The organism is Paenibacillus sp. FSL M7-0802, from assembly GCF_038004945.1.
Lineage (GTDB): Bacteria > Bacillota > Bacilli > Paenibacillales > Paenibacillaceae > Paenibacillus > Paenibacillus polymyxa_B.
Genome location: NZ_JBBOSD010000001.1, coordinates 5,144,871 through 5,170,677, shown reverse-complemented (window position 1 = coordinate 5,170,677; position 25,807 = coordinate 5,144,871). Strand labels below are relative to the sequence as shown.

General features: G+C 48.2%; 21 protein-coding genes. 1 reads left to right on the top strand and 20 read right to left on the bottom strand.

Annotated elements, in window-relative coordinates; all coding sequences use genetic code 11:
* Positions 1-56 precede the first annotated feature (56 nt).
* From rsmB to MHB54_RS23470, 13 genes are all read right to left on the bottom strand, one after another.
* The gene (gene rsmB, locus MHB54_RS23530) at positions 57-1,472 is read right to left on the bottom strand and encodes a 16S rRNA (cytosine(967)-C(5))-methyltransferase RsmB (protein WP_023989303.1); all 1,416 of its coding nucleotides are present in this window, start codon (positions 1,470-1,472) and stop codon (positions 57-59) included.
* Entirely contained in the window at positions 1,469-2,428 is a 960-nt protein-coding gene (fmt, locus tag MHB54_RS23525) for a methionyl-tRNA formyltransferase (protein ID WP_023989304.1), read from the bottom strand. The genes rsmB and fmt overlap by 4 nt, the downstream gene beginning before the upstream one ends.
* A gap of 6 nt (positions 2,429-2,434) precedes the next feature.
* A complete protein-coding gene (def, locus tag MHB54_RS23520) occupies positions 2,435-2,932 on the bottom strand; it encodes a peptide deformylase (protein ID WP_023989305.1) in 498 nt (165 codons plus the stop codon).
* Positions 2,933-3,064: 132 nt separating this feature from the next.
* Positions 3,065-5,641: a primosomal protein N' gene (gene priA, locus MHB54_RS23515; protein ID WP_264453611.1), complete on the bottom strand. Its 2,577-nt coding sequence runs from the start codon at positions 5,639-5,641 to the stop codon at positions 3,065-3,067.
* Positions 5,641-6,945 carry a bifunctional phosphopantothenoylcysteine decarboxylase/phosphopantothenate--cysteine ligase CoaBC gene (coaBC, locus tag MHB54_RS23510; protein WP_023989307.1) on the bottom strand — a complete coding sequence of 435 codons (1,305 nt, stop codon included), beginning with the start codon at positions 6,943-6,945 and terminating at the stop codon, positions 5,641-5,643. The genes priA and coaBC overlap by 1 nt, the downstream gene beginning before the upstream one ends.
* A 90-nt stretch (positions 6,946-7,035) precedes the next feature.
* The gene (gene rpoZ / locus MHB54_RS23505) at positions 7,036-7,239 is read right to left on the bottom strand and encodes a DNA-directed RNA polymerase subunit omega (RefSeq protein ID WP_013310893.1); all 204 of its coding nucleotides are present in this window, start codon (positions 7,237-7,239) and stop codon (positions 7,036-7,038) included.
* A gap of 122 nt (positions 7,240-7,361) precedes the next feature.
* The gene (gene gmk, locus MHB54_RS23500) at positions 7,362-7,934 is read right to left on the bottom strand and encodes a guanylate kinase (RefSeq protein WP_013310894.1); all 573 of its coding nucleotides are present in this window, start codon (positions 7,932-7,934) and stop codon (positions 7,362-7,364) included.
* A gap of 14 nt (positions 7,935-7,948) precedes the next feature.
* Positions 7,949-8,209 carry an extracellular matrix/biofilm regulator RemA gene (gene remA, locus MHB54_RS23495; RefSeq protein WP_005548256.1) on the bottom strand — a complete coding sequence of 87 codons (261 nt, stop codon included), beginning with the start codon at positions 8,207-8,209 and terminating at the stop codon, positions 7,949-7,951.
* Positions 8,210-8,265: 56 nt separating this feature from the next.
* Positions 8,266-9,153, bottom strand: a complete 888-nt coding sequence (locus MHB54_RS23490; RefSeq protein WP_013310895.1) for a YicC/YloC family endoribonuclease — start codon at positions 9,151-9,153, stop codon at positions 8,266-8,268.
* Positions 9,154-9,188: 35 nt separating this feature from the next.
* Complete coding sequence (locus MHB54_RS23485) at positions 9,189-11,075, bottom strand: bifunctional homocysteine S-methyltransferase/methylenetetrahydrofolate reductase (protein ID WP_028540559.1); 1,887 nt, start codon at positions 11,073-11,075, stop codon at positions 9,189-9,191.
* 155 nt (positions 11,076-11,230) lie between these two features.
* On the bottom strand, positions 11,231-12,256 hold the full coding sequence (locus tag MHB54_RS23480; RefSeq protein WP_264453609.1) for a hypothetical protein: 1,026 nt from the start codon (positions 12,254-12,256) through the stop codon (positions 11,231-11,233).
* Positions 12,257-12,463: 207 nt separating this feature from the next.
* The gene (gene dapF / locus MHB54_RS23475) at positions 12,464-13,297 is read right to left on the bottom strand and encodes a diaminopimelate epimerase (RefSeq protein WP_023989311.1); all 834 of its coding nucleotides are present in this window, start codon (positions 13,295-13,297) and stop codon (positions 12,464-12,466) included.
* Between the two features lie 109 nt (positions 13,298-13,406).
* Positions 13,407-16,205 (bottom strand): calcium-translocating P-type ATPase, SERCA-type, encoded by a 2,799-nt coding sequence (locus MHB54_RS23470; protein ID WP_068941507.1) that lies wholly within the window; start codon positions 16,203-16,205, stop codon positions 13,407-13,409.
* Between the two features lie 229 nt (positions 16,206-16,434).
* Between MHB54_RS23470 and MHB54_RS23465 the strand changes: the two genes are divergently transcribed.
* A complete protein-coding gene (locus MHB54_RS23465; protein ID WP_068941505.1) occupies positions 16,435-18,180 on the top strand; it encodes an Rqc2 family fibronectin-binding protein in 1,746 nt (581 codons plus the stop codon).
* A gap of 93 nt (positions 18,181-18,273) precedes the next feature.
* Here MHB54_RS23465 and MHB54_RS23460 read toward each other — a convergent pair whose 3' ends face one another.
* From MHB54_RS23460 to MHB54_RS23430, 7 genes are all read right to left on the bottom strand, one after another.
* Positions 18,274-19,143 (bottom strand): PHP domain-containing protein, encoded by an 870-nt coding sequence (locus MHB54_RS23460; protein WP_053325719.1) that lies wholly within the window; start codon positions 19,141-19,143, stop codon positions 18,274-18,276.
* Complete coding sequence (locus MHB54_RS23455) at positions 19,143-20,099, bottom strand: selenium metabolism-associated LysR family transcriptional regulator (protein ID WP_049828338.1); 957 nt, start codon at positions 20,097-20,099, stop codon at positions 19,143-19,145. Before MHB54_RS23455 ends, MHB54_RS23460 begins: the two co-directional genes overlap by 1 nt.
* 210 nt (positions 20,100-20,309) lie before the next feature.
* Positions 20,310-20,747 carry a hypothetical protein gene (locus MHB54_RS23450; RefSeq protein WP_023989315.1) on the bottom strand — a complete coding sequence of 146 codons (438 nt, stop codon included), beginning with the start codon at positions 20,745-20,747 and terminating at the stop codon, positions 20,310-20,312.
* A 230-nt stretch (positions 20,748-20,977) separates the two neighbouring features.
* On the bottom strand, positions 20,978-21,238 hold the full coding sequence (locus MHB54_RS23445) for a YlbG family protein (RefSeq protein WP_023989316.1): 261 nt from the start codon (positions 21,236-21,238) through the stop codon (positions 20,978-20,980).
* 39 nt (positions 21,239-21,277) lie between these two features.
* Complete coding sequence (locus tag MHB54_RS23440; RefSeq protein ID WP_264453608.1) at positions 21,278-21,718, bottom strand: YlbF family regulator; 441 nt, start codon at positions 21,716-21,718, stop codon at positions 21,278-21,280.
* 108 nt (positions 21,719-21,826) lie between these two features.
* Positions 21,827-23,851, bottom strand: coding sequence for a helicase-associated domain-containing protein (locus MHB54_RS23435; protein ID WP_264453607.1), 2,025 nt, complete (start codon positions 23,849-23,851; stop codon positions 21,827-21,829).
* Positions 23,852-23,857: 6 nt separating this feature from the next.
* On the bottom strand, positions 23,858-25,681 hold the full coding sequence (locus MHB54_RS23430; protein WP_264453606.1) for a DNA repair helicase XPB: 1,824 nt from the start codon (positions 25,679-25,681) through the stop codon (positions 23,858-23,860).
* Positions 25,682-25,807: the final 126 nt, after the last annotated feature.

The window sequence follows — 25,807 nt, the reverse complement described above, 5'->3', positions numbered from 1 at the left end:
TGTTCCGGCGGAATGTGGAATTACTGGTGGAAAGCTGTCTGGAATTCTCTTCCGCGCTATTTCACCCGACGCAGGCGTGCGATATAAAATCCGTCGCTGTGGAAATGCTGCGGTAACAGCTGTACCGAGCCTCCCTGTATACTATCCTTTTCGCGGCTCACGTCCGGGAAGGAATGACCCTCTGCCAATTCATACTCTGGATGTTCGCTTAAAAATTGAGTCAATTGTCCTTCATTTTCGCCCGGTTCAATCGTGCATGTGCTGTATACCAGAATACCACCTGGCTTCAACAGTCCCGCCACACTATCCAGCAGCTCATGCTGAAGCTGTGTAATGTCGCGAACATCCTGCGCAGTTTTGCTCCAACGCAGGTCCGGTTTACGACGAATCACTCCAAAGCCAGAGCATGGCGCATCCAGCAAAATACGGTCAAAAGAAGCTGGAGCATATCGTTCCTTCAGTTCTAGCGCATCACCAGTGACTGTTTCCACGGCATCCAGGCCAAGTCGATTAGCCTGTTCACGAATTAATTGATGCTTATGGGCATGCAGATCATTCGCAACTATCCGTCCGTGATCCTTCATCAGCTCAGCCATATGAGCTGTTTTGCCACCTGGAGCGGCACAGCAATCCAGTACCAGCATGCCAGGCTCAGGAGCGACTGCTTCGGCAACGAGCATGGAGCTTTCATCCTGTACGGACAGCAAGCCGTCCGTATACCACGAGGTAAGCGCCATATTTCCACCGCTACGAACAACAATCCCATAGGAACTAACTGCCGAAGGAACAGCATCAATCCCTTTTGAGCGCATCTCGTCCAGCAGATGATCACGGCTGGTCATTGTCGTATTCACCCGTACGCTGACCGCAGGGGGTTCATTATTAGCCTGACAGATAGCCTCAGCAGTATCTGCACCGTATTGCTTAATCCAGCGCTTAACCAGCCACTGTGGATGGGAATGTTCTAATGAAATCCGTTCCTCCGGTGACAAATCGTCAGGAATACGCAGCTTGTCCGGCTCACGTAGCATGCTGCGGAGCACGCCGTTGACCATACCGGAAATCCCCTGATGCCCACGCCGCTTGGCAATGGTCACCGCTTCACTAACGACTGCATGATCCGGAACTCGATCCAGATACACCACCTGATACACACTCATCCGCAGCAACGAACGTACCCAAGCCTGAAGCTTGGCCGTTCCTTTTTGAACAAATTTATTCAAAAAATAATCTAGTGTATTTCGGCGTGCGACTGTACCGTATACAAGTTCCGTCGCCAAACCAGCATCACTTGCAGACAAACCTGCCTGCTGAAGCCGACGATTTAGCTCAAGATTGCTATACGCACCCTCTTGCTCCACACTGGTCAACACATCAAGTGCAACTTCCCGCGCCGTCTGATTGCGAGTCTTGCCGGTTCTGGCACCCACTCCCTTGCCTTGGCCTCCCTGGCGGGAGTGACTCCCGCTCATCCGAGCACCATGCCTGGCTTCATCTGTCCGCCGCGTGCAAAGGTTCCGGCATCCATAACCTTTTTGCCAGCCGGTTGAACCTGAGTCAGCCAGAGAGTTCCTTCGCCTGTCTGCACCTCAATGCCACGAGCGGTCAATTGAAGAACCGTCCCGGGTGCTGGGGCATTTGAGCCACTCACTTCATTATTTATGAAAGGCTGCTCAGCAGCCCATATTTTAAAAACATTTCCCTCCCAAAGCGTAAACGCGCCGGAAAAAGGAACAAGGCCGCGAATCCGGTTGTATATCTGCTGTGCATTGTCACTCCACGAAATACGCTCATCGTCGCGGTTCAGGTTAGGGGCATAGGTAGCCTCGTCCTCATTTTGCGGCGTACGGTCTGATTGGCCTGCCAGCAACTTAGGCAGCTCGTCCTGCAAAAGCTTTGCTCCAGCTACGCTTAACTTCTCAAAAATCGTACCGGAGGTATCCTCCGGCTCTATAGCAACCTCAACTCGCGATATCATATCGCCAGTATCCAGTCCTTCCGCCATATACATCAGCGTCACACCCGTCACGGTCTCACCGTTAATAATCGCACGCTGGATCGGTGCACCTCCCCGATAACGGGGAAGTAACGAACCATGCACATTCAGACAGCCGAACCGAGGCAAGTCTAGTACGGACTTAGGCAAAATTTGCCCATAGGCTGCGGTTACGATCAGATCAGGACGCAGCTCTGCCACCTGAGCCACCGCTTCTGGCTGGCGCAGGCGGGTCGGTTGCAGTACAGGTAATCCGCGTTTTTCTGCCGCTTCCTTGACTGGTGTAGGCGTCAATATTTTTTTTCGTCCCTGTGGCTTATCGGGCTGTGTAATCACACCAACCACGTTATAACCGTTGTCCAGTAACATGTTCAGCGATGGCACTGCAAACTCAGGCGTACCCATAAAGATAATACGAATGTCTTGAGTCATCGAACCTCACTCTCCTATCTGACGGTTCGGTCCTGGCTGTTCCAGCGCAACCTCATATACTTTTTCTGCAATATCCGTGAATAAAATTCCATTTAAATGGTCAATTTCATGCTGAAAAGCACGAGAAAGCAACCCTGTCGCTGTAATGGTAATGGCCTTACCCTCGCGGTCCAGTCCCTTGACTGTAACCTTCTCGGCACGACGCACATCCCCGTTCAACCCAGGTATACTCAGGCAGCCTTCAGGACCCAATTCCTCCCCTTCTTCGGCTACGATTTCTGGATTGATCATTTTAATCAATCCATGCTCATCTCCAGCATCTACAACAATGAGACGCTTCAAAATACCTACTTGCGGAGCAGCAAGACCTACTCCCTCCGCTTCATACATCGTATCTGCCATATCGTCGAGCAGCTTTTGCACGTTAGGCGTAATTTTAGTGACTTCCTTTGCTACTTTGTGCAATACGTCATCCGGCTCCAACACTATAATTCTAATTGACATGACAACAGAACACCTTCCTCTTTATGTTTCATTTAGGCTTAACTGTATTCATCACACACGCGACTGCTACATTATCCTATGTACGGACGGCTTGTCCGCATTAATTGTGATAATAACTTTTGTGGCAACACTCTACATAAGCATTTGCGGATCAACATCCAGACTAATCAGCAACTTTTGTGCCTGTGCGGATTCGGCCATTTCATCAGCTACTTGCTGAGCCAAACTAATCGCATCGATATTTCCACGCCATTTTATCATACATTGAAATCGGTATCTATTCTTGATTCTCGAAATGGGTGAAGCTACTGGCCCCAAAATGTCGAGTACATCCGATGTAAGACGATCCATATTCCCGAACCAGCCCCGTTGTCTGGCCCGTCCCTGTAGTGTTGCTGAATAATTCTCAGCCAGTCGGACCAGCACCGGGAGTTGTTCATGAGAAAAGGTCACCAAAATAAGACGACAATATGGTGGATAGTGCAAATTGCGGCGGTGTTTCAATTCTTCCCTCACAAAAGAAGCATAATCATGGCGACTTGCGTGAATCACCGAATAATGCTCTGGAGTATAGGATTGTACGAATACTTCCCCCGGCAATTGATGTCTCCCAGCCCGTCCAGCTACTTGTGTTAACAGCTGAAATGTCTTTTCCGCAGCCCGAAAATCCGGTAAATTGAGAGCCGAATCCGCAGTAATGACACCAACCAGTGTCACATCGGGAAAGTCCAGGCCTTTGGCAACCATTTGAGTACCGAGCAGCACGTCCGCTTTTTTATCACGAAATTGCTTGAGAAGCTTTTCGTGGGCATTTTTTTCTGTCGTTGTATCAACATCCATTCGAACAACACGTATACCGGGGAATAGCTTCGCCAGCTCTTCTTCCACTCGCTGGGTACCTGTACCGAAATAACGAATATGCTCACTACCGCACTCAGGGCAAGTCTGAGGCACGGGCTCGGAATAACCACAGTAATGGCAACGTAAATTGTTCGACCGCTGATGATACGTAAGCGAAATATCACAATGCGGACAACCCGCGACATAGCCACAGCTACGGCACATGACGAACGTGGAGTGCCCACGCCGATTCAACAGTAGTACCGTCTGCTCCTTACGCTCTAACCGCTCTGCAATTCCATTATGCAACGCACGGCTGAACATAGAGCGGTTACCAGCACGCAGTTCCTCACGCATATCCATGATATGTACTTCGGGTAACGTGTTCCCCAATGCGCGAGTTGGCATTTCAAGCAGCAACGGCGCAAACTCGTCGTTGCTTTGTGATCGAGCCGCATAGTAGCTTTCCAGCGACGGTGTTGCCGAGCCGAGAATAACGACAGCCCCATGCTGATGGGCTCTGCGAATGGCAACATCACGCGCATGGTATTTAGGTGTCTCTTCCTGCTTGTAGGACGTTTCGTGCTCCTCATCCATAATAATAAGACCTAACTCACGAAAAGGCGCAAATACTGCCGAGCGAGCACCAATCGCCACTTTCACACGGCCTTCGCGTATTTTGCGCCACTCATCGTACCGTTCCCCCCCGGACAACCTACTGTGCATCACTGCTACCTGATCGCCAAACCGGCCTTTAAAACGCTCAACCATTTGTGGGGTTAACGATATTTCAGGTACCAGCACAATGGCCTGACGATTCTGCTTGATACAGCGCTGAATCGTCTGCAGATAGATTTCCGTCTTACCGCTCCCTGTGACTCCATGCAACAAATAAGCCCCTTGCTCACGCGTGTCCAGCTGGCGAATAATCCGTTCATATACCGACTGCTGCTCTACTGTGAGAGGGAGTGGCTCTGTAGGCTTGAAGTGTCTGCCCCGGTACGGGTCGCGGAACACTTCGACATCCTCCAGCAACACATAGCCCTTATCTTCCAGCGCCTTAACCGTTGCAGCAGACACACTCAGTGAGGTCATGACTTCCTTCAGCGACAGAGGCAGAAACTCGCTACGTTCCAGCAAAAAAGCAAGTACCTCCCGCTGACGCTGCGCTTTGGTAGAAAATTGCTCCAGCGCCGTTGATGCCTCGTCTATGCCGATAGCCAGATCAACGGATTTCATGGTCTTTTTGCCAAGTTTGTCTTTAATAACTTGACTTTCCTGAAGCACACCCCGGCGTAACAGTGATTTAATAACCTCTGCTTCCTCAGGGAAATGTCGACTGAGTTGCTGCAATGGGACTTGCTCCTTCTCCTGAATGAAGCTAACAATCCGACGCTCCGTCGGATCACTCATACCATCGTCGGTCAGAAGTGCCCATTCGAGTTCATCGCCCTGATTCGGTTGTATAGTACGCTGTGGATGCGTTAACTCATGCTGTTCGGCAATTGAGATATAACGTTCTGCCTTGCCCTTGAGCGCGGTAGGAATCATCACTTGCAGTGCCATAATTTGATTACAAGCATAACGTTCGCTCATCCATTTGCCCAGTTCGACTAGGTCACCAGATAAGGGTGGTACCAAATCCAGCAACTCCTGGATCGCTCTCATCCTGTATTTCGGTGGATCATCAGCTGGGACTACCGAGATGACAAAAGCCTGCACCGTCCGTTTGCCAAATGGTACAGCTACCCGGCTACCCGGCTCAATCCAAGGTCTCATTGAGTCTGGTATCAGATAATCGAAGGTGCGGTCCGTATCCTTGGCAGGTACATCGACAATGACCTTGGCAACTAAATTGCCCGTCTCCATTAATGCAGCACCCCACCCATGCGTCCCGCGGCTATAGTAAGCAACTTACGCGCAACTTCTTCCTTTGACTGTACAGGAATACGCTCTACGATCCCGCTTCGGTCATAAATTTGAACAGCATTCGTATCGACGCCAAAACCAGCACCATTCACAGTTACATCGTTTGCCGCGATCAAATCACAATTTTTACGTTCTAATTTATCTATCGCATACGTCTCCAAATGTTCGGTTTCAGCTGCAAAGCCAATTAAAAATTGATGTTTCTTACTCTGTCCGAGTGATTCTAGAATATCGACGTTCTTCACTAGCTCTAGCGTAAATACACTATCTTTTTTCTTGATCTTGGTCTGTGCAATCTCACGTGGTCGATAATCTGCAACTGCAGCAGCCATAACGACCATATCGCTCGTTTCCCATTGCTTTAATACAGCGGCGTACATGTCTTCAGCTGACTGGACTCTTTCAAGCATAATACCAGCAGGCGGTTCCGCGCTGGTATTGGCAGCAATCAAGTGCACCTCTGCACCCATCTCCTGAGCCACTTTTGCAATGGCAAAGCCCATTTTGCCAGATGAATCATTTGTGATATAACGCACTGGATCAATTCGCTCTATCGTGCCTCCAGCCGTTACAATGACTTTTTTGCCTGAAAGCACCGATTCATTCTCATTCACAAGTGACTCAGGCACTTGAGCCTCCATAGATTCGCCACCAAACCATCGTGGTTCAGACTTGATGTTGGTTTTTTGTTCCTGAGCTTGCTGATCAAAAAAGCGCTCTATGGTTTGCACAATTGTGTCCGGCTCTTCCAAACGTCCTTTGCCAACGTAACCGCAAGCCAGTAATCCTTCACCAGGCTCAATCATCTTCACGCCACGTGATACAAGCGTCTCCATATTTTGCATGACTGCCGGATGAGTGTACATATGTACGTTCATCGCAGGGGCCACCATAATAGGCGCTGTTGTAGCCAGCAGCGTTGTAGACAGCATATCATCAGCAAGACCATGCGCCATTTTCCCGATAATATTCGCAGTTGCAGGAGCAACAAGCACCAAATCAGCCGCATCCGCCAGATGAATATGGGATACGACTGACGGCTCTCTTTCATCAAATGTGTCACTGTACACCGGATTACGAGAGAGCGACTGCAACGTAAGTTCGGTAATAAACTCCTTGGCAGAGGCCGTCATAATCACATGAACCTCGGCTCCCTTTTGCGTCAACCTACTGCACAGCGCAGCCCCTTTGTAAGCAGCAATTCCGCCAGTTATACCAAGAATAATAACTTTTCCCTTCAACATCGTTAACTCCCCCTGACCTAAAAAAATAACAACCTTGCGGTTGTCAAAGGAATTGGCATTGCGCCCGGTTATAATAGTTGTGTATAATTCTTACTCGTCTTCGCCGCTTTCAAGACGCAGATGATCCGCGTAAATCTCTTCCAACGCCACTCCAACCTGTTTGTGGGATTTAGGATTCTTGAGAGTCGTCTTTTCACCCTCGCGCAACTGTCTGGCACGACGTGAAGCCGCTACAACCAACGAATACTTACTATCTGCCTTTTTCATCATTTCATCAATGGAAGGATACAGCACGAATAGACACCTCTTCATGTAGTTTTGGGACTGTATAAGCTGAACTCCAGTGTACACCTTCAACCTCAGCTTATACAGTATTATTTCTCTTTAGGTACGCTTGGCATATGTAAAGCCCTCGTTTAAGGATGAACCTTACAATGTTCGGCGATAATAATGGATTCTATTCGTTTACAAGCGAAATCAATCTCATCATTGACGACCGCATAATCATAGTGACGCAACAAATTCATTTCATCCACAGCTACCGACATACGGTGGTCTATGGTCGCTTGAGTTTCTGTGCCCCGTCCCCGGATTCTATCCTTTAATTCGTCTAGCGAAGGCGGAAGCAGAAAGATGAATATGCCTTCTGGAAATTTTTCTTTAACCTTTAGCGCTCCCTGAACTTCAATCTCCAGAAAAATATCTTTTCCCTGCGCAAGCGTCTGATCTACAAAATCACGTGGAGTACCATAATAGTTCCCTACATACTCAGCATACTCCAGCATTTCATCTCGTTCAATCATACCCAAAAATTCTTCACGCGTTTTAAAAAAATAGGTCACTCCATCCTGTTCGCCTGAACGAGGTGTTCGAGTTGTAGCAGAAACGGAGTATGTTATCTCTGGTAGCTTATCACGCAATGCGTTGCCTACCGTCCCTTTACCGACACCCGAAGGTCCGGATATTACAAATAATAATCCCTTAGCCATAGTACACTCCATTTTTATTCGTCATTGTCATCATCTTTAGTGGATAGGCGATGAGCGACCGTCTCCGGCTGCACCGCAGACAGGATTACATGATCACTGTCTGTAATAATAACAGCCCGCGTCCGGCGGCCATAGGTAGCATCAATTAGCATATGACGGTCCCTGGCTTCCTGTATAATCCGCTTGATCGGAGCAGACTCCGGACTGACGATGGAGATAATTCGGTTGGCCGACACGATATTGCCGAAACCAATATTGATCAATTTGATTGCCATATTCAGGTCTTTCCCCCTATACATGTGACTCTTGCAGCCGTGCCGCTACCAGGTAGCTACTCAATATTTGCAGCCTGCTCACGAATTTTCTCGAGCTCTGCTTTCATCTCAACGACCAAATTAACCAATGTGAGATGATTAGCCTTGGAGCCGATCGTGTTGACTTCCCTGTTCATTTCCTGGATTAAAAAATCTAATTTGCGACCGGCCGGCTCGTCTGACAGCAGCAATCCCTTGCACTGTCCAAAGTGACTTTGAAGCCGGGTAAGTTCCTCATCAATATTGCTGCGATCCGCGAATAACGCAATCTCCATTCCGAACTTATGTTCATCAAGCGTAAATGAACCGTCCTGAAGCTCTTTAAGCCTGTGTTTCAGCCTGTTACGGTAGTCGCTCACAACATGAGGAGCCAGCACCGTCATTTCATGATGCAGGGATTCCAGCCGTAAAATACGGGATTCCACATCTTGCGCCAAATGCCCGCCTTCTCGCCTTCTCATCTCCAGTAAACCTTGCAAAGCTTCATTCAAAGCTCGCTGTAGTTGCTCTTCCCAGTCCTCTTCGTCTCCATGGCAAGCCTCTCCAGGCTCACCCAGAACGTCAGGCAAAGCAAGAATATCGCTTATCCCTAACGTTCCTTTCACTCCATAACGATCCGCCAGCTGCTCCGCTGCATGCAGGTAAGCCTGCACCACAGTGTCATTCAACCGCGCGGCGGGCATCTGTTCTTCATCACGTTCTCTGTGGATGAAGACATCGATACGACCGCGTTTAATCTGCTGTTGAACCGTTCTTCTCAAGCCATCTTCGTAACGAGTCCATTCGCGCGGAATTCTCATCATCACTTCGCAATAGCGGTGATTCACCGATTTCAATTCCAAGCGCACTTTATAGCCCTCATAATGAAGGATGGCTTGACCGTATCCGGTCATACTCAATGACATCGGCATCACATCCATTATACTATTGTAATTGATTATTATAGTCGAAACAAGGGGGCCTGTACGCGGCCTGATTTTTGCCATACGTAAGAAGTCAATTCAGCTGTCATTTCATAGAACATAAATGGAGTCATAAAATAGATACCATTAAAATGTTCCATTGCCGTATCGAGTAACTCCTTGGCAATAGACACGCCCATTGCTCGTCCTTCCGGACCCTCAAGACCAGACATACGTGCACGTACCTCATCGGATAACTGAATGCCTGGCACTTCATTGTGCAAGTATTCTGCATTGCGCCCACTAGCCAGCGGCATAATACCGATAAAAATCGGTACTTCCAAATGTCGTGTCGCTTCCGCGATGGCTGCAATGAGCTCGTGGTCGTAAACGGGCTGAGTCATAACATAATCAGCTCCGGAGGCAATTTTCTTCTCTAATCGCTGCACGGCTTTACCCAAATGCTTGACGTTAGGATTAAATGCGGCACCTACCACAAAATTAGCCTTCTGCTTCAGTGGCTTACCGGAAAATGCAACACCATCATTTAATTGCTTGATCATGCGTATGATTTCAAAAGAGGTCATATCATACACCGAACTGGCGCCTGGCAAATCACCAAACCGCGCCGGATCGCCAGTAACCGCCAGTACATGGTCAATACCGAGCGCGTCAAAACCCATCATGTGGGATTGAGTACCAATCAGATTGCGATCACGACAAGCTATATGAATTAATGGGCGCAAACCTGTTTCAATACTGACCAAATGTCCAAGCGCCATGTTGCTCATACGAGTAACTGCAAGCGAGTTGTCAGCCAGTGTAAGTGCGTCGGCCCCGGCTTTCTTCAACGCATGAGCACCTTGCATAAACCTCGTAATGTCCAGATCGCGCGGAGGATCCAGTTCTACAATGACCGTATGTCGTTCCTTAACCAGATCCACAATGTTGGGCTCGCTGGTATGTCTGCCATTTCCTCGTTCCCCTTCATCTGCAATCTGCTCCGCCACTTGAAAGGACTCTTTCGACAGAGCTTCTTTTGAAGCCAGCGGAGGCGGTTGCAAACGGTTCAAAGCTTTTGAGATAGCTGCAATATGGTCCGGTGTAGTTCCGCAGCAACCACCGAGCAGCCTCGTCCCCAGGTCTACAAAGGACTTGGCACATTCCCCAAAATACTCAGGTGATGCACCGTATACATAGTGACCGTCCACATAATCTGCTAGTCCCGCATTCGGATATACGGACAGCGGTACAGACAAAGGGCCATCCAGCTGCTCCATTACACTCATAATTCCCTGCGGACCCGAGTGACAGTTAAATCCAAGGATGTCTGCCCCCTCATTACGCAGCACCGAAAAAGCTTCCGCAACTAAAAAACCATCCTGGGTACGACCAACCTGATCAACTGCAAACTGACAAATTACCGGAATGTCACTGTATTTACGTACACTGTGAAGCGCAATGCGTATTTCATCCAGTGAATAAAACGTTTCGCACAGAATGCCGTCGACTCCTTCGGAGAGAAGGGCATCAATTTGCTGCTCATAGTTTCTTGCCAGCTCCAGCTTTGATATGTTAAGCCGTTTGCCCCCACATATGGAACCCACCGCACCTACCACATAATGTTCAGGTCCGGCCGCAGCTCTGGCAATTCTCACACCGGCACGATTGATCTCTTCTACCTTAGATTCCAGTCCAAAACGGGCTAACTTATAATCATTTGCAGAAAATGTATTAGTCTCCAGCAATCGAGCTCCTGCACTTAAATATTGACCATGCACGTCTGATATAACGTCAGGCGAAGTGATGTTCAGTTCTTCGAAAGACGTATTTACTGGAAATCCTAGCTGATATAAAAAAGTCCCCATTGCGCCGTCTCCGACAATAATTTCACGATTCAGCACAGTACGCAAATCCGGTTTCATGTCCTCTGCTCCACCCCGCTCTTTATTTTCATACTAATGTAACATAAAGAGACTATAAACATAAGCCAAAAACAAAAAAAGCCGCCCCACTCCCCGACAAAATGATATCAGGAGTGAAACGACTTGATTTATCTTTTCTATTTCCTACTACATTTTCATGGCATTTTCTCATCAGAAGAATGAAGAGAGTAAGCGTAAAAAGTCCCTTTTTTATTCACTTTAGCCACAATAGAATCCGTTCCCTTTTGCTGCTTCGAGAACGTATATTGATTCCCTTGAACTTTCACTTTATAGCCCGACACATTGATATTAAACAACATTTGAGCCTTGGGCTTGACTAGCTTCAAAGCTTCTGAGGCAGTATATTTCGGGCTTGCAAATGTTTTTTTGAAATCTGCGTCATCATTCCAGTCCACCCCATAGGTGGATACGGCCAGCACTTTACCGGTTACCGCGCTAATTTTGACCTCGCTCGCCTCGTTTGCATCCTCGAACGACCAATATGAAAGTCCCTTCGTCTCGTCCTTGTACCGTGAAGCGTGCTGTACCTTGATTCGCTGTCCACTCACACGCTTAAATGTGTTCATTGCACGGTTCAGTAACAAAGGGTCCACCTGCTTCAGCGCATAGTCCGCGTTGATGGTAATAGCGTTACCTCGATCCACATCCACATACAACGAGGAAGCTTGTTCTCCTGCGCCCCAAAATACCCAGTAATTTGAAGGCTTGTTGGACTGATAAGGGGATTTGACCCGCCAGAATGCTTCAAATTGCAAAGGACGCTTGCTGTCAAACGCTTTGGCGCTGTTTAGCACTTTCGTCTTGAGTGGCGCGTTCATCGCCTTTCCTAAGCTGCTTATTTTATATCGTATGGTTGTAGAATCCACTCTGTTTTTTTCTTTATTATATTCTGTCTGCAACGTAGCAGTTCCATCTTCCAGTTCGCCTTCTACAATCCAAGTTTTCCCCATATCTGTCACATCGTCAAATTGAAATGCTGTCTTTGAACCGATGAGTTCTTGCACCGCTTTTTCTAAACGGCTTACCACTGTCGGAGTTAGCGAGCCAACCTGCTTGTCCGTCGTTTCCGCGCCAGCAGGGATGGTCGCCGCCTGAACCGGAAGCGCGGTGGCTACAAATATGAGGACTGCAACTGCTGAAATCCAACGAAATTTCCGCACTATGAACGGCCTCCTTATTGTTTTCTCATTTTCTATATTATACATCGTTCAGGCGCCAAAAAAAGACAGAATGTTGCTTTGTTCATCGTATTCCTTGTATACAGTGGCATGTAAGTCCAAAAAAAGAAGACCTACTAAGGTCCTCTTTTCACTCACTTCTATACGATTCATAGGCCAGTTGCACGCTATTTTTAAAGTTCACATGATTTAGAACAGACGACCTTCGTACACGATCTCAGCCGGGCCCGTCATATATATGTGATTATCGTCCTCGCTCCATTCGATATCCAGGTCGCCGCCCTTCAGGCTTACAATGGCGTGACGGTCGCTGTATCCATTTAGTACAGAAGCAACAAGTGTAGCACAGGCTCCGGTTCCACAAGCTAGCGTTGGTCCGGCTCCCCTCTCCCATACTCTCATATCTATATGCTTCCGGCTACGTACCGTGGCGAACTCAACATTTGTCTTTTTAGGGAACAGCGGATGGCATTCCAGCTTCGACCCCCAGGCTTCCAGATCAAAGCTTGGCGCATCCTCCACATAAATGACACAGTGCGGATTCCCCATAGATACAGCCGTAAAACGAAAACCACTTCCGCCAGCTTCAATGGGCTCATTAATTACGCTAGACAGATCCAGTGTAGTTGGAATCTTCAAACCCTCAAGAATCGGCTCTCCCATATCCACCTTCACCATACGAACAAGTCCGTTCTCTACAGTTAGTTCGACCTGCTGTACCCCTGCACCCAGTGTCTCGATCGTGATCTGTTCACGGTTGATGTGCTTACGGTCATATACGTATTTAGCAGCACAACGGATAGCATTACCGCATTGCTCGGCCTCCGAGCCGTCCGAGTTAATGATACGCATGCAGAAATCCGCTTTTTCTGACGGCAATATATATACCAACCCATCGGCACCAATACCAAAATGTCGATCACATAGCCGAACAGCTAATTCCGAGGCGTCAGACGGCAAATCCTGATGCCCAAACCAAACGATAAAATCATTACCTAGACCGTTCATTTTTGTGAATTCCATAGCTTACCTCCGCCGTTGCTGCTGATATCATGTTCCTCATGAAGCTTTGATCCCATGATATCATACAGGGCAATAGTGGGAAAGCGATGCGGTATACATGACCTGATTTCTAGGCTGAAAACTTCGTACGTCCCGCTGAAAAGTGTGTATTTCCGCCGCGACGACGGTTGCGTCGACCGCCCCATACACTTCCCGCTCCCATAAGAAACGTAGGAATCCCAGCTGCCACAATGGATAGCGCCCACTCACGCAATCCAAGCGGTACCGTTTTGAAAATAGGTTGCAGCACAGGCACATACATAACCAGCAGCATTAACACTACGGAAGAGAGCACGGCAAGCACGAGATAACTATTTTGAAACGGATTACGATGGAAAATAGAACGGGAACTACGGCAATCAAATACATGAATTAACTGTGCCAGAACTAGCGTAGCAAAGGCAACGGACTGTGCTTTGATCAATTGTCCTGCGTCATCCGGTGCAATACGTAATGTCAGCCAGAAGGCCGCTAGCGTACATAAACCAATCAACAAGCCACGACTAATGATTTTCCAGCCCAGTCGACGAGCAAAAATATTTTCCTTTGCGCCACGAGGTTTGTGCTCCATGAGATCCTTTTCTGGCTGGTCCACCCCCAGAGCCATCGCTGGTAGGCCATCTGTCACCAGATTCACCCATAAAATCTGGATCGGTAACAAAGGTAATGGCAGCCCGGCCATCATGGCAAAGAACATCGTCAAAATCTCACCAACATTGGAGGCGAGTAGATAACGGATAAATTTACGGATATTCTCGTAAATATTCCGTCCTTCCTCAATTGCGGCTACAATCGTTGAGAAATTATCATCACTCAGTACAAGCGCAGCCGCTTCTTTGGTCACGTCCGTCCCGGTAATGCCCATCGCAATACCGATGTCCGACGCCTTTATCGCCGGAGCGTCATTGACGCCATCACCGGTCATGGCTACGACATGTCCGCGTCTTTGCAGTGACTTGACGATCCGTAGCTTGTGCTCCGGCGAAACCCGTGCATACACAGAGACGGTATCAACAGCTTTGTCCAGCGCCGCATCATCCATCACAGACAATTCCTGTCCTGTCAACACATGGGATCCGCGCTGAAGAATGCCCAACTGCTGTGCTATGGCTTCTGCAGTTGTACCGTGATCTCCGGTAATCATCACAGTGCGAATGCCAGCACGACGGCACTTGCCAATGGCTTCGCGAACCTCGCGACGTGGCGGATCAATCATGCCTGTCAGCCCGATAAAGATCAGCTGTGCTTCAGCCTCCTCAACCGTGGAGACACGCTCATGCGAGCGGATATCACGGTAAGCGACACCAAGTACACGCAGCGCCTCTGAGGCCATTCCTTCGTTAGCTGCCAGTACCTTTTGGCGCAGCGTGCCCGTTAACGGAACGACATTTCCTTCCCATAAAATGTAGGAGCACTGACCCAGCAGCACATCCGGCGCACCTTTGGCAAAGACGATGTGTCCTCCCTGGTGGCGTACGAGTACCGACATTCGCTTCCGATCCGAGTCAAAAGGGAATTCTCGCTCCCTTGTGTACAGCTCATATAGCCCTTGTCTCGTGACCCCGCCCTTGGCAGCTAACGTGACCAGTGCTCCTTCCGTCGGGTCACCCTTCAGCTCCCAAACGGCGGACGGCGTCGGCTCTTTGGTCTTCTTTTTCGAACGCAACTCCTCTGTATCAGCTTGAACAATTTCAGCATTGTTGCAAAGTACACTGGCTTGTAGCAGTCTACGCAGAGATTGTCCGTTTTTAAGATCAGCAGGAAGGTCTCTATCCATAATATGCCCGTGTGGGTCGTAGCCCTCTCCCGTAACTACCCAGAAGCGACCGTCCAGCCATAGCTTGGTGACTGTCATTTTATTTTGGGTCAGGGTGCCCGTTTTGTCGGAACAAATGATAGATGCACAGCCGAGCGTTTCAACAGAAGGCAGCTTACGCACAATCGCCTTTCGTTTAATCATACGCTGCACACCCAATGCGAGCGCAATCGTCACAATAGCCGGCAATCCTTCCGGTATAGCCGCCACAGCCAAGCTCACTCCGGCCAAGAACATGCTCATGGCTGGCTGTCCATGTAAAATGCCTGCTACGACAACGAGCACCGTTAGCGCCAACGCTACGATAATCAAGATTTTGCCCAATTGCTCCAATCTGTGCTGCAACGGTGTCTCCTGCGACTCCGTATTTTCAATCAAGTCTGCGATCTTACCCATTTCGGTACTCATACCTGTACGTATAACCATTCCTTGTGCGGTTCCTCTGGTCATCATCGTGCCCATAAAACCGATGTTTTTTTGATCCCCGAGTGGTACTTCGGCGGCATGAATAGGGCGGCAATGCTTACTCACCGGAACTGATTCCCCCGTCAGGGCAGACTCCTCTACATCACAGCCGTTCGTACTCAACCACCTTACATCTGCAGGAATGCGATCACCACTTTCCAGCAGCACAATATCACCCGGAACCAGCTCTCTGGCCTGAACTTGAATTCGTTTGCCGCCCCGCAACACTTTGGCGGTTGGAGCCGACAGTTGTCTCAAAGCTCGCAATGAACGCTCAGCTCTGAATTCCTGTACAAAGCCGAGAATTCCATTCAGTACAACAATAGCAATAATGGTAATCGCGTCCAAATATTCGCCAAGCAGGCCGGATATCAGGGTCGCTCCCATCAATACGAGCATCATAAAATCCTTGAACTGGTTGAGCAGCAGCAAGATTGCCGAAACTCGCTTCCCCTCGCTCAGCTCATTCCATCCTGACCTTTCTCTTCGTTCCGCAAGCTGTTCCTCCGAAAGACCCTGCTTCGGGTCGACTTCCAGACTTGTTGAAAGCTGTTCATTGCTTAATTGGTGCCAGTGTGCTTGTTCCATTCTCCCCAATTCCCTCCCGGTCAGATAGTCCGTTTCCGTCGGTTGTGCGTAGGATGGCTGCCCGTTATTATATTTTTGTGCCGCGATTGCTGATAAGCTGGACAGACTTTCTAGATTCAATCTATTCGGACAGGACCTGAAATATCACAAAGCCGCTTAAGTTTTGTCCCAAAGTTATGTATCATAGAAGGAAGGCGAAAATACATTTGCTTCAAAGGAGAACATAATTATGGCATTGGACGGAATCGTAACCCGCGCTATCGTACACGAACTGCAAGGCATCCGGGGCGGGCGCATTAATAAGATACATCAGCCAAATGATCGCGATATCGTGCTGAATCTGCGGGCACAAGGCGGAAGCGTAAAGCTGCTGCTGTCGGCTAATCCGACCTTCCCGCGTGTACATTTTACAGAACAAAGCTTTCTTAATCCGACAGAAGCCCCTATGTTTTGTATGCTCCTTCGCAAGCATTGCGAAGGAGGCGTTATTGAGAAAATCACGCAGGTGGGCATGGAGCGTATTATTCACATGGATATACGTCAACGTGATGAACTGGGAGATATTTCACTCAAACGAATTATCATTGAACTGATGGGTAGACACAGCAACATTATTTTGCTTGACCCGGAAACAGGCGTGATGCTGGATGGCATTCATCATGTCACACCGTCTATCAGCAGCTATCGGGTCATTATGCCTGGCTTTCAATACACGGAGCCTCCTGAACAAAACAAGCTGAATCCACTAGAAACGGAAGAGGCAGCCTTCATATCCTCGTATCAAACAGCGATCGAGGCCGAAGAAGCTCCCAAACGCTGGATCGTGAACACTTTTACTGGACTCAGTCCCCTCATTGCTGAAGAGATACTAGCTCGAGTAACTAATGAAGTATCTGGTGATAGTGATCGTTCACTATGGAGGACATTCAGTCACATCATGGATGACGTGCGGAATCATCGTTTTCAGCCGGTATCTGGACTAAACGCACAAGATAAAGTGATATTCTCAGCCATTCCACTGACGTTGATCCAAGAAGGACGTAAGGAGTACGCTACTATTAGTGAGTGTATGGAGGACTTCTTCGGTGAAAAAGCAGAAAGGGATACGGTTAAGCAAAAGGTCAGTGACCTACTGCGGTTTCTGCAAAACGAGCGGAGTAAAAACCTAAAAAAACTCGACTATCTCCATCAGGATTTGGCCGAGGCGGAAGATGCCGATCAATTTCGCATTTATGGAGAGTTGCTGTTCGCTTCGCTGCATGAGGTGAAAAAAGGGGACAAAGAAGTGACGCTCACTAACTTTTATGATGAGGAACAGCGTCCAATGACCATCCCACTGGACCCACTACTCAACCCGTCGGATAATGCACAACGGTATTTTAAAAAATACAACAAATATAAAAACAGCTTGGCTGTCATTGATGAACAACTGGAGAAAACGCACGAAGAAATCCGTTATATGGACAATCTTCTTCAGCAGCTAGCCCATGCCTCTATGAATGACATTGAGGAAATACGTGAAGAACTGGTTCAGCAGGGCTATCTCAGAGATCGGGTCAAAAAAGGAAAGAAAAAGAAGAAAAACGACCGTCCAACCCTGCACGTCTATACATCATCCGAAGGTATCGAGTTACTGGTCGGCAAAAACAACTTGCAAAATGAATATGTGACAAATCGACTGGCCGGACCAAATGACACCTGGTTGCACACAAAGGATATTCCGGGGTCACACGTCGTTATACGTGCTGAGCAATTCGGGGATACGACGCTAGAGGAAGCAGCTCAACTCGCTGCCTATTTTAGCCAGGCCAAGCAATCCAGCAGTGTACCTGTGGACGCCACCCTGATTCGGCATGTACGTAAGCCCAGCGGAGCCAAACCCGGCTTTGTCATCTACGACCATCAGCGTACGCTCTTCATTACACCCGACGAGGAGCTGATCAAAAAGCTGCCGAATCGCATCAAAAACGGCTAAGTATCACTAGCCTATTGAATCCACAAAAAAAGCCCTTTGTTCTTTGCACGGTACACTTCTTGTGTTCCATGCATAAGGCAAGGGGCTTTTTATTTACTTTTGTCCAACAGCAGCCTTCCTCAATTCCTCGACAACCTGACCTTCCACACTACGGCTACCCAGATCACCGTGGAAAATAACACCTTGGCGTGCGCCGTGAAAATCCGAGCCGCCAGTTGCAATAAGCCCATATTGCGCCGCCATCACAGTATATCGGCTCTCAGCCTCAGCATCATGGTCCGAATGTCGCACCTCCAAGCCCACAGGCTTCGCCTCCTCTATAATTGAGCGAACCAGCTCATCATTTCCGTACAAGCCAGGGTGGGCCACCACAGGTACCCCTCCTGCTTCACGAATCCAGTTTATGGCCTCCGCAGGCTCTACACGGGGTACAGACACATATCCGGGCGCTCCTTCCGCCAAGTAACGGTCAAACGCGTCTCGCATATCCTTCGCATATCCCTTTTGAACCAGCGTATCCGCCATATGCGGACGTCCAATGCTTTCATCTGGTGCCAGCGGTCTGCCCATCGTAGCCACCACTTCATCCAGTGTGATTTCCACGCCCAGACTACGCAATTGACTTAAAATCAAATCATTACGGGTATCCCGCGCCTGGCGAAGCTTTTCCAACCGCTCCAAAAACACTTTATTGCGGTAATCCATAAAATAACCGAGTATATGAATATCCTTACCGCCAGCTCGAGTACTAATTTCCACTCCTGGCACCACAGTAATTCCTATGCGTTTTCCCTCCTCCAGGGCTTCTTCCAGGCCAGCTACCGTATCATGATCTGTAATGGCCACACCTGCCAGTCCTTTTTCCTTGGCCCAGCGCACATTATCTACAGGTGGCTGCATACCGTCAGATGCTAGGGTGTGTGTATGTAAATCATATCGTTTTACGCTAATCTGCTCCTTCATTATGCATCCTCCTTCTCTTTCAGCTTTGCAAGCTCGTCCTGCGAGTCCCTCTGCACGTCCGTTCCCTGATCATGACGACGCAAGTAAGACAGGAAGGTTACTACCGGAATCGGCAACAACGCCGACTTCAAATGAATTGCATAAAATTCTCGTTTGAACGTGATATCTGAAATGTTTACAATTTTCAACAATCCGAGCGCAACTTCATGCTTCACCGAAGAAGGTGATAGCATGGTAATACCCAGTCCAGCCTCTACCGCCGATTTGACCGCTCCAGTGCTCCCCATCTCCATTACAATACCAAGTCGGGAGGCATCCACACCACGACTTTTCAGCTCATCTTCTATCACTTGACGTGTACCAGATCCCTTTTCTCTGGCTACAAAAGGATGCTTAAACACATCTTCCAGAACCACTTTTTTAGCCTTGGCCAGCGCATGTCCTGAAGGCACAATCAGTTTCAGTTCGTCCTGCATCACAGGTTCCACCACGATATCTGGATGCTGGACTGGGGCCTCAATCAGTCCTAAATTCAACTGATGTTTTAGTATATCATCCATAATTTGAGTCGTATTCATCACATTCATCGCCATACGTATATGAGGGTATTCCTGGCCAAACGGCCCCAACATTCTTGGTACAATATACTCACCAATCGTTAGGCTAGCGCCAATATGCAATCTTCCCTCCAGCATGTGAGTAAAAGCAGACATCGCCTCGTCAGCTTCCCTGATCAGTTGCATGCTTTTTTTCGCAAAAGGCAATAGTGTCGCTCCCGCCTCTGAAAGCTCGATTTTTTTAGTCGAACGTTGCAGCAGCTTCGTGCCGAAATAATCTTCTAAAGACTGAATTTGCATCGTCACCGCAGGTTGTGTCATATGCAGCGCTTGTGCCGCCGCCGAGAAGCTTCCGCGCTCCGCTACGGTATAAAAAATGTGCAACTGATGAAAGTTCATACTGACAGCCCTCTCCCCTCTGATCTCCCTATTTTAACATAAGAAAAACATCTGTCGAAGCATTTCCAAGTAAACTTACCGAATTGGAGAGTTATATTGTTGGAAATAAAAAAAAGCATGCAGCTAATAACTGCATACTTTCTACTTAAAGTTGACGGTAATCATAAGTTCGGAGATTTTTTCGCCTAGGGCCGACCGCCCAATCACCGTCTATTTTTGCTTACGAGTGCTTTTCATCAGTGTCATGCGCCGCGAATGGCGTAGCCATGAATAGTATGACTTCAAATCCCTTAATTCAATGGTCTCCGACATCCGGCCCAAAAAGGTAATGACAATCATCTTGTGCAGCGGATTCCCCGCAATATCCATCTCGCCGGGCAACTCTCCAAATTCGGCCACGACGACCAGATCACCATCAATTAAATATACATCCTCTTCGTTATGATAGTAGGACTCCATCCTGTTTTGCTTCAGGCATTCCCAAAGCCAGGCGGCGATATGATTCGTCTCGGACTGTTTCTGCTCTATCCGATCTAAGTAGCGAGTTTTCGCATGATTTGTAATCACGATATCGGCGACTTTTTTATCGCCCATCTCCACGTAGAACGGTTCGTATGTACTCCATCGCTGCATTGCTTTGTCACGCACGGGATCACTCTCCCCACCAGATAGGTCTTTATATCTACCAATATATTCATATGTTACCTCAACAGACCCGGGACTACAAGTTACAAAATTGAAGTTTATGGGTGATTTTTAAAGATTTTTTAGGTCTAACAGCATTAAGACCATTATGCAAAAGTCCTGGCTTTACAAAAAAAAGCCAGCCCGTAGGCTGACCTTTTAAGAATATTTTACAATTTATAGACATTAGAAGCTTATATTTCATATTCTTTCATCTTTTCCTTATCGTCGTTGTACTCCGTCCTAATCTCATTTCGAAAAGAGCGCTCGACCTTACGCACATAGGAAAGTCTGCGAATATTTTTAACGGTATCTTCTGCCCGATCCGCATTCATATATATAACTACATAATGCATACGCTTTGAAATAAAGTGGACATTTCCGTATTTCTCCAGATTGCGGGCAGCCTTGATATCGCTTACCCAAATGATGTACCCTGTCCGCTCGGCAAACATTCGCTTCATCTCCCCTCCACTCGGTATCATTCCTATGACCTATCCACAGGAGCATTTCCCTCCGCTGCCACATCCGTCCTTTTTCACATTCGGATCATTGCTCGGCACCTTAATGGTCTCGGACACGGAATATGCAATCGTTTCAGACATGGCATGAAGCATATCATCCAGCGCCTTTTCGGCTCGTTTGAACTCCTTAACATCCACGAATTGTTCCAGTTCCAGCTCAACGACCTGCACTGCATCCTTCGCTTCATGATAGTTCGGATGAAAATGCCCAAAACGCTCCGTTTCCGCGAATAGCTCCTTTTTGGCATCCAGCTTGCGTACACACGCCTGAATAGACGGGTTCAATTCCACACGCTGTTTCCAATATAAATAATCCGATACCTCAAAGGATCGGTTGACCATATCGCCCAATTCATAGGCGTTAATAAGCACTTCTGCCATATTGACCGTATTCAATTCGGCTACGCTCATGAATGTTCATCTCACTTTATATAAAGTTCTACCCTGTAAAAGTAGACTCATTTATCATACCACATCCTTCTTTTGAGAAGAAGGAGTTTCATGCACTTCCTGGCTCTACTATGTAAAAGGAACCAGCAGCCGCATGTCTGACCATTCACTTGGCTGTAAAGTCGCAGGAGAAGGTGCTTCGTCATCCATTCCTGAGGCGTACCAGCCTGTGACACTCCATGGTGCACCGGGAACCACCGCCTCCGGTATCCATTTAACCTCTTTCCCACCGATTCGCAGTCCCACAGCAGCCTGCCAACGAATCGCTTGCTCGATCAACTGCCGGGCAGTGGAAGTATGGTAACTCCTCCATTCTTTTGTCCATGAGGAGGGGACTGTAGATCTTTCTGGAAAATAGTCAGACGGATCAGGCAGCGTGTGCTCTTGTTCGTAAAAATGCAGCGTGCGCCCAGTATAAACAAAACCTGCTCTTCCCTCTTGGGAAAATATAGAACAGGCTTGAGTAGGGTCGGACTCCATTTCACTGTTGGGACTGCCTGAACTTATGTTCTCTGGTTCCAAAATCAATGGATAATGATGAGTCGGATCGTCCACACCTTTCAGTTCACGACGTGGACCTAATCCAACTGCAGCAAGCGTTTTTCGTATTTTGACAGCAGAGCTCGCCGGAATAATAAAGTCCCTGTCACCGAGCCGTTCCAGCAATCCTTCCAGCGCGGGATGGCGTGCAACCATGTCTGCATCCTCCTGTGTGCCACATCGCAAAAGTGTTACCGTTGCAAAAGCCGTCCGTCCGACATCGCCTGCCCACTGTTCTACCGTCATGCGTACATGATCAGGCACACCTGTCCGGCTGAACTTGTGCAGAAGAGCAGGAATTGCTTTGGCCTCCATTCCTAACTCGATTGCCTCTGTAACACTTTCTCTGGTGATCCGGTATACTACCATCCGATCTCCTGTCACACGTTCACAGCAGCATTCCAGTCGCCAGCGCACATCATATGCCACATCTGGTGGAACCAATATTTCAAAATCAGGTTGTACATAAAAAGTACCTTGTTCTTGATGTGTATCCTCGTAATTATTGGGACGAAGCATATCTATCACAGATACATCCCAGCGAAAACACAGTTCGCCCGATGCAGTCTGGCCCCAATCGCCCATTCCAAAAGCAGTCAGTGCCTTCAGCCAACCCTTCAATTCCTCCATGAAAGGTCCATTGAAATTAAAATCAGATACCGTTTCTCCCGCAAACCCTTCCGTATTTGAGATTGTAGGAACAAGGTCTAAAAGGGCACCGTTCTTGGGATCAGCTCCGTTCGTACTCTCCTGCTGGATCAGACCTACCTGAAGCATCCATTGCAGCAAACACTTGATAGATATCCACCCTTCTGATCCTACATACTGGGAGACGGCACACAGCATATAGCGAAAATGCTGCATAGACGCTTCGGCCTTGCCGTATCTTTCCATGAGTGTAGCAAAAATATGCTTGCGCATTTGCCAAGCAGACAAACGAATCCAAGTCTCCAGTTCCGTTTCCTGAACGCGAAAAGACACAGTTTCCTTCACTAACAGACCCAAACTGAGTAGCAAATCCATCATTACCACCGTTTGCACTGGATACAGCTCTGCATGCGCATAATGCAACCCAAGACCTATCAGGTCCTCTGGGCGAAAGGGGGTCAGTTCATTCAATTTTTGCAATGACCGCTTATGTATGGTTCCTTTGGCCGTCAAAGGAACGCCCTGTACCGCAATACGTGACAACGCATGCAGCAAATCCGACTCCAGGCCTGTCATTGATTCATGTACCATTATCGGATGATCCGAATGCATCATGTTCATTGGATTTTGCTCTAACAACATATCGTACAGATCCGGTAGCCGATGAACCGGAATATATAAAATTCGTTCGCCCCACGATTTGGTAACAGCCTCCAGCCAGCCCCGGGCACGTAATCCACGCAGTGCCAGTTTCGTTTCGACTCCGCTTAACGCTCCCCGGGTAAGCTGTATAGGTTCTTCTTCCTTCATGGGCTGTCCCGCGTACCGGATAAAGCATTGTCTAAGCACCAGCAGCTCATCTGATGAAAGCTCATTCCAGCTGTCTTGCGTGTTCGTTACGCCCATTCTTGATTAGGCCTCCTTTTTCTTTCCACGATCTCCAGGCTTATCATCCCGGCCTACGATAGCCTCTGTCACACTAAATCTGCGAACCGCATATTCATAGCCTTGCTCAATCAGAAACAGCTGACGACGAGCTGCAAAATCCGTCTCCTTGCTATTCTCCGTCACTAGCGCATAAAAATAAGCTTTATTCTCGCCCGACTTTGGTCGCAAAATGCGGCCCAGTCGCTGCGCTTCTTCCTGACGAGAGCCAAAGCTACCCGATACCTCTATGGCTACTGCCGCATCCGGCAGATCCACCGCAAAGTTTGCAACCTTGGATACCAATAGGGTCCGAATTGTACCCTTGCGGAACGCATCAAACCAACGCACCCGCTCCGTCTGGCTCATTGAACCCGTAATCAGTGGGACACCGAGCTCCTGAGCCAATATACGCAATTGGTCCAAATATTGACCAATAATAAGCGTGGGCAAGCCGCTATGCTGCTGCATCAGGCTACGTACCGCCTCCAGTTTGACCGGATTTTCGGCTGCAATTCGGTACTGCTGTCTACCCTCGGCACTCATACTGCACTCCAAAAGTTCAGCTGTCATTGGAAGCCGTAGCTCCACACAATCGACCTGAGCGATCCAGCCCTGTCGCTCCAGTTCCTTCCACGGCATATCATACCGTTTGGGTCCAATTAAAGAGAACACATCGCGTTCACAACCATCCTCTCGAACCAGCGTGGCTGTTAACCCCAAACGACGGGTAGCCTGAATGTCAGCCGTCGCCCGGAATACTGGCGCGGGCAGCAAATGAACCTCATCATATATAATAAGTCCCCACTTCCGCTCACTCAGCAGTTTCATATGCTCAAAATCCCCATCTTTGGTGCGACGGTGTGTCAATATTTGGTAGGTCGCCACCGTAATCGGACGCACCTCTTTTTTCTGACCACTATATTCCCCAATGGAATCGGGAGGAATATCCGTCTTTCGTTTTAACTCTTCTACCCATTGCCGTACAGAAGTAGTATTAGATGTTAGAATAAGCACCTCGCACTGAAACCGATTCATTACCGCCATACCTATCACTGTTTTTCCGGCTCCGCATGGAAGCACCAGTACACCACTACCCCCTAATCCGTCCGCTCCTTCAAACGCATCAGCGGCCTTTACTTGATAATCACGAAGCTGCAACTTTGTTTTTCCCTTTCCCAAGGTAAAACTAAGCTGATTCCCTTCAAGATAGCCTGCCGTATCCACAACGGGATATCCCAAGCGCGTTAATTCCTGCTTGAGCAAGCCCCGATTTTCGGACGGGACCGACGCGCTTACCTCATCAAGTCGAAGTAAACCAAGCTGTTTAAGCTCTTGCTTGGTCAGTAGCTCACCCAGTAAAGCGGGGGTCTCTGCTGCCAAGATCAAGCGATCACCCATTGTATAGCTGTTGGCTTTCCCTGTCTTTATACCTCCGTCTGGCTCATGCTCAGCACGGTATGCGCCAATCATATCTGTGCTATAAGTTCGCTCTTCTTCCGTACCCTCCCGTGAAAGCGTCAACGTCCCATAACGAGAAACGAGCTGTTCAATATCCTTCAACAAATCACGTGGAATATCCCAACGGGACATGGAGTGCAAACTATTTTGAATGTCCTCAGCACTCCATCCGAGGGCAGCTGCGTTCCACAAAGACAATGGAGTGATGTGGTATGTATGAAAAGCGGACGGGCTTTTAACCAGCTCCGCATAAATCTGCAACTGTGAACGAGCCCATTCTGAACCGGGCAAGCCCATCTCCAGCAGAACGGTAAAATCACGTTGTACAATACAAGGATGATCTGGATTCATAACTACCTCCTGATAATCTAACAATACATCATTTTAAACTTATATAATAAATAGCTTATCCGTTTATTGGCATATCAACCAGAATAGCAAGGAGCCCAACCCATATTCGGGTTGAACTCCTGATTA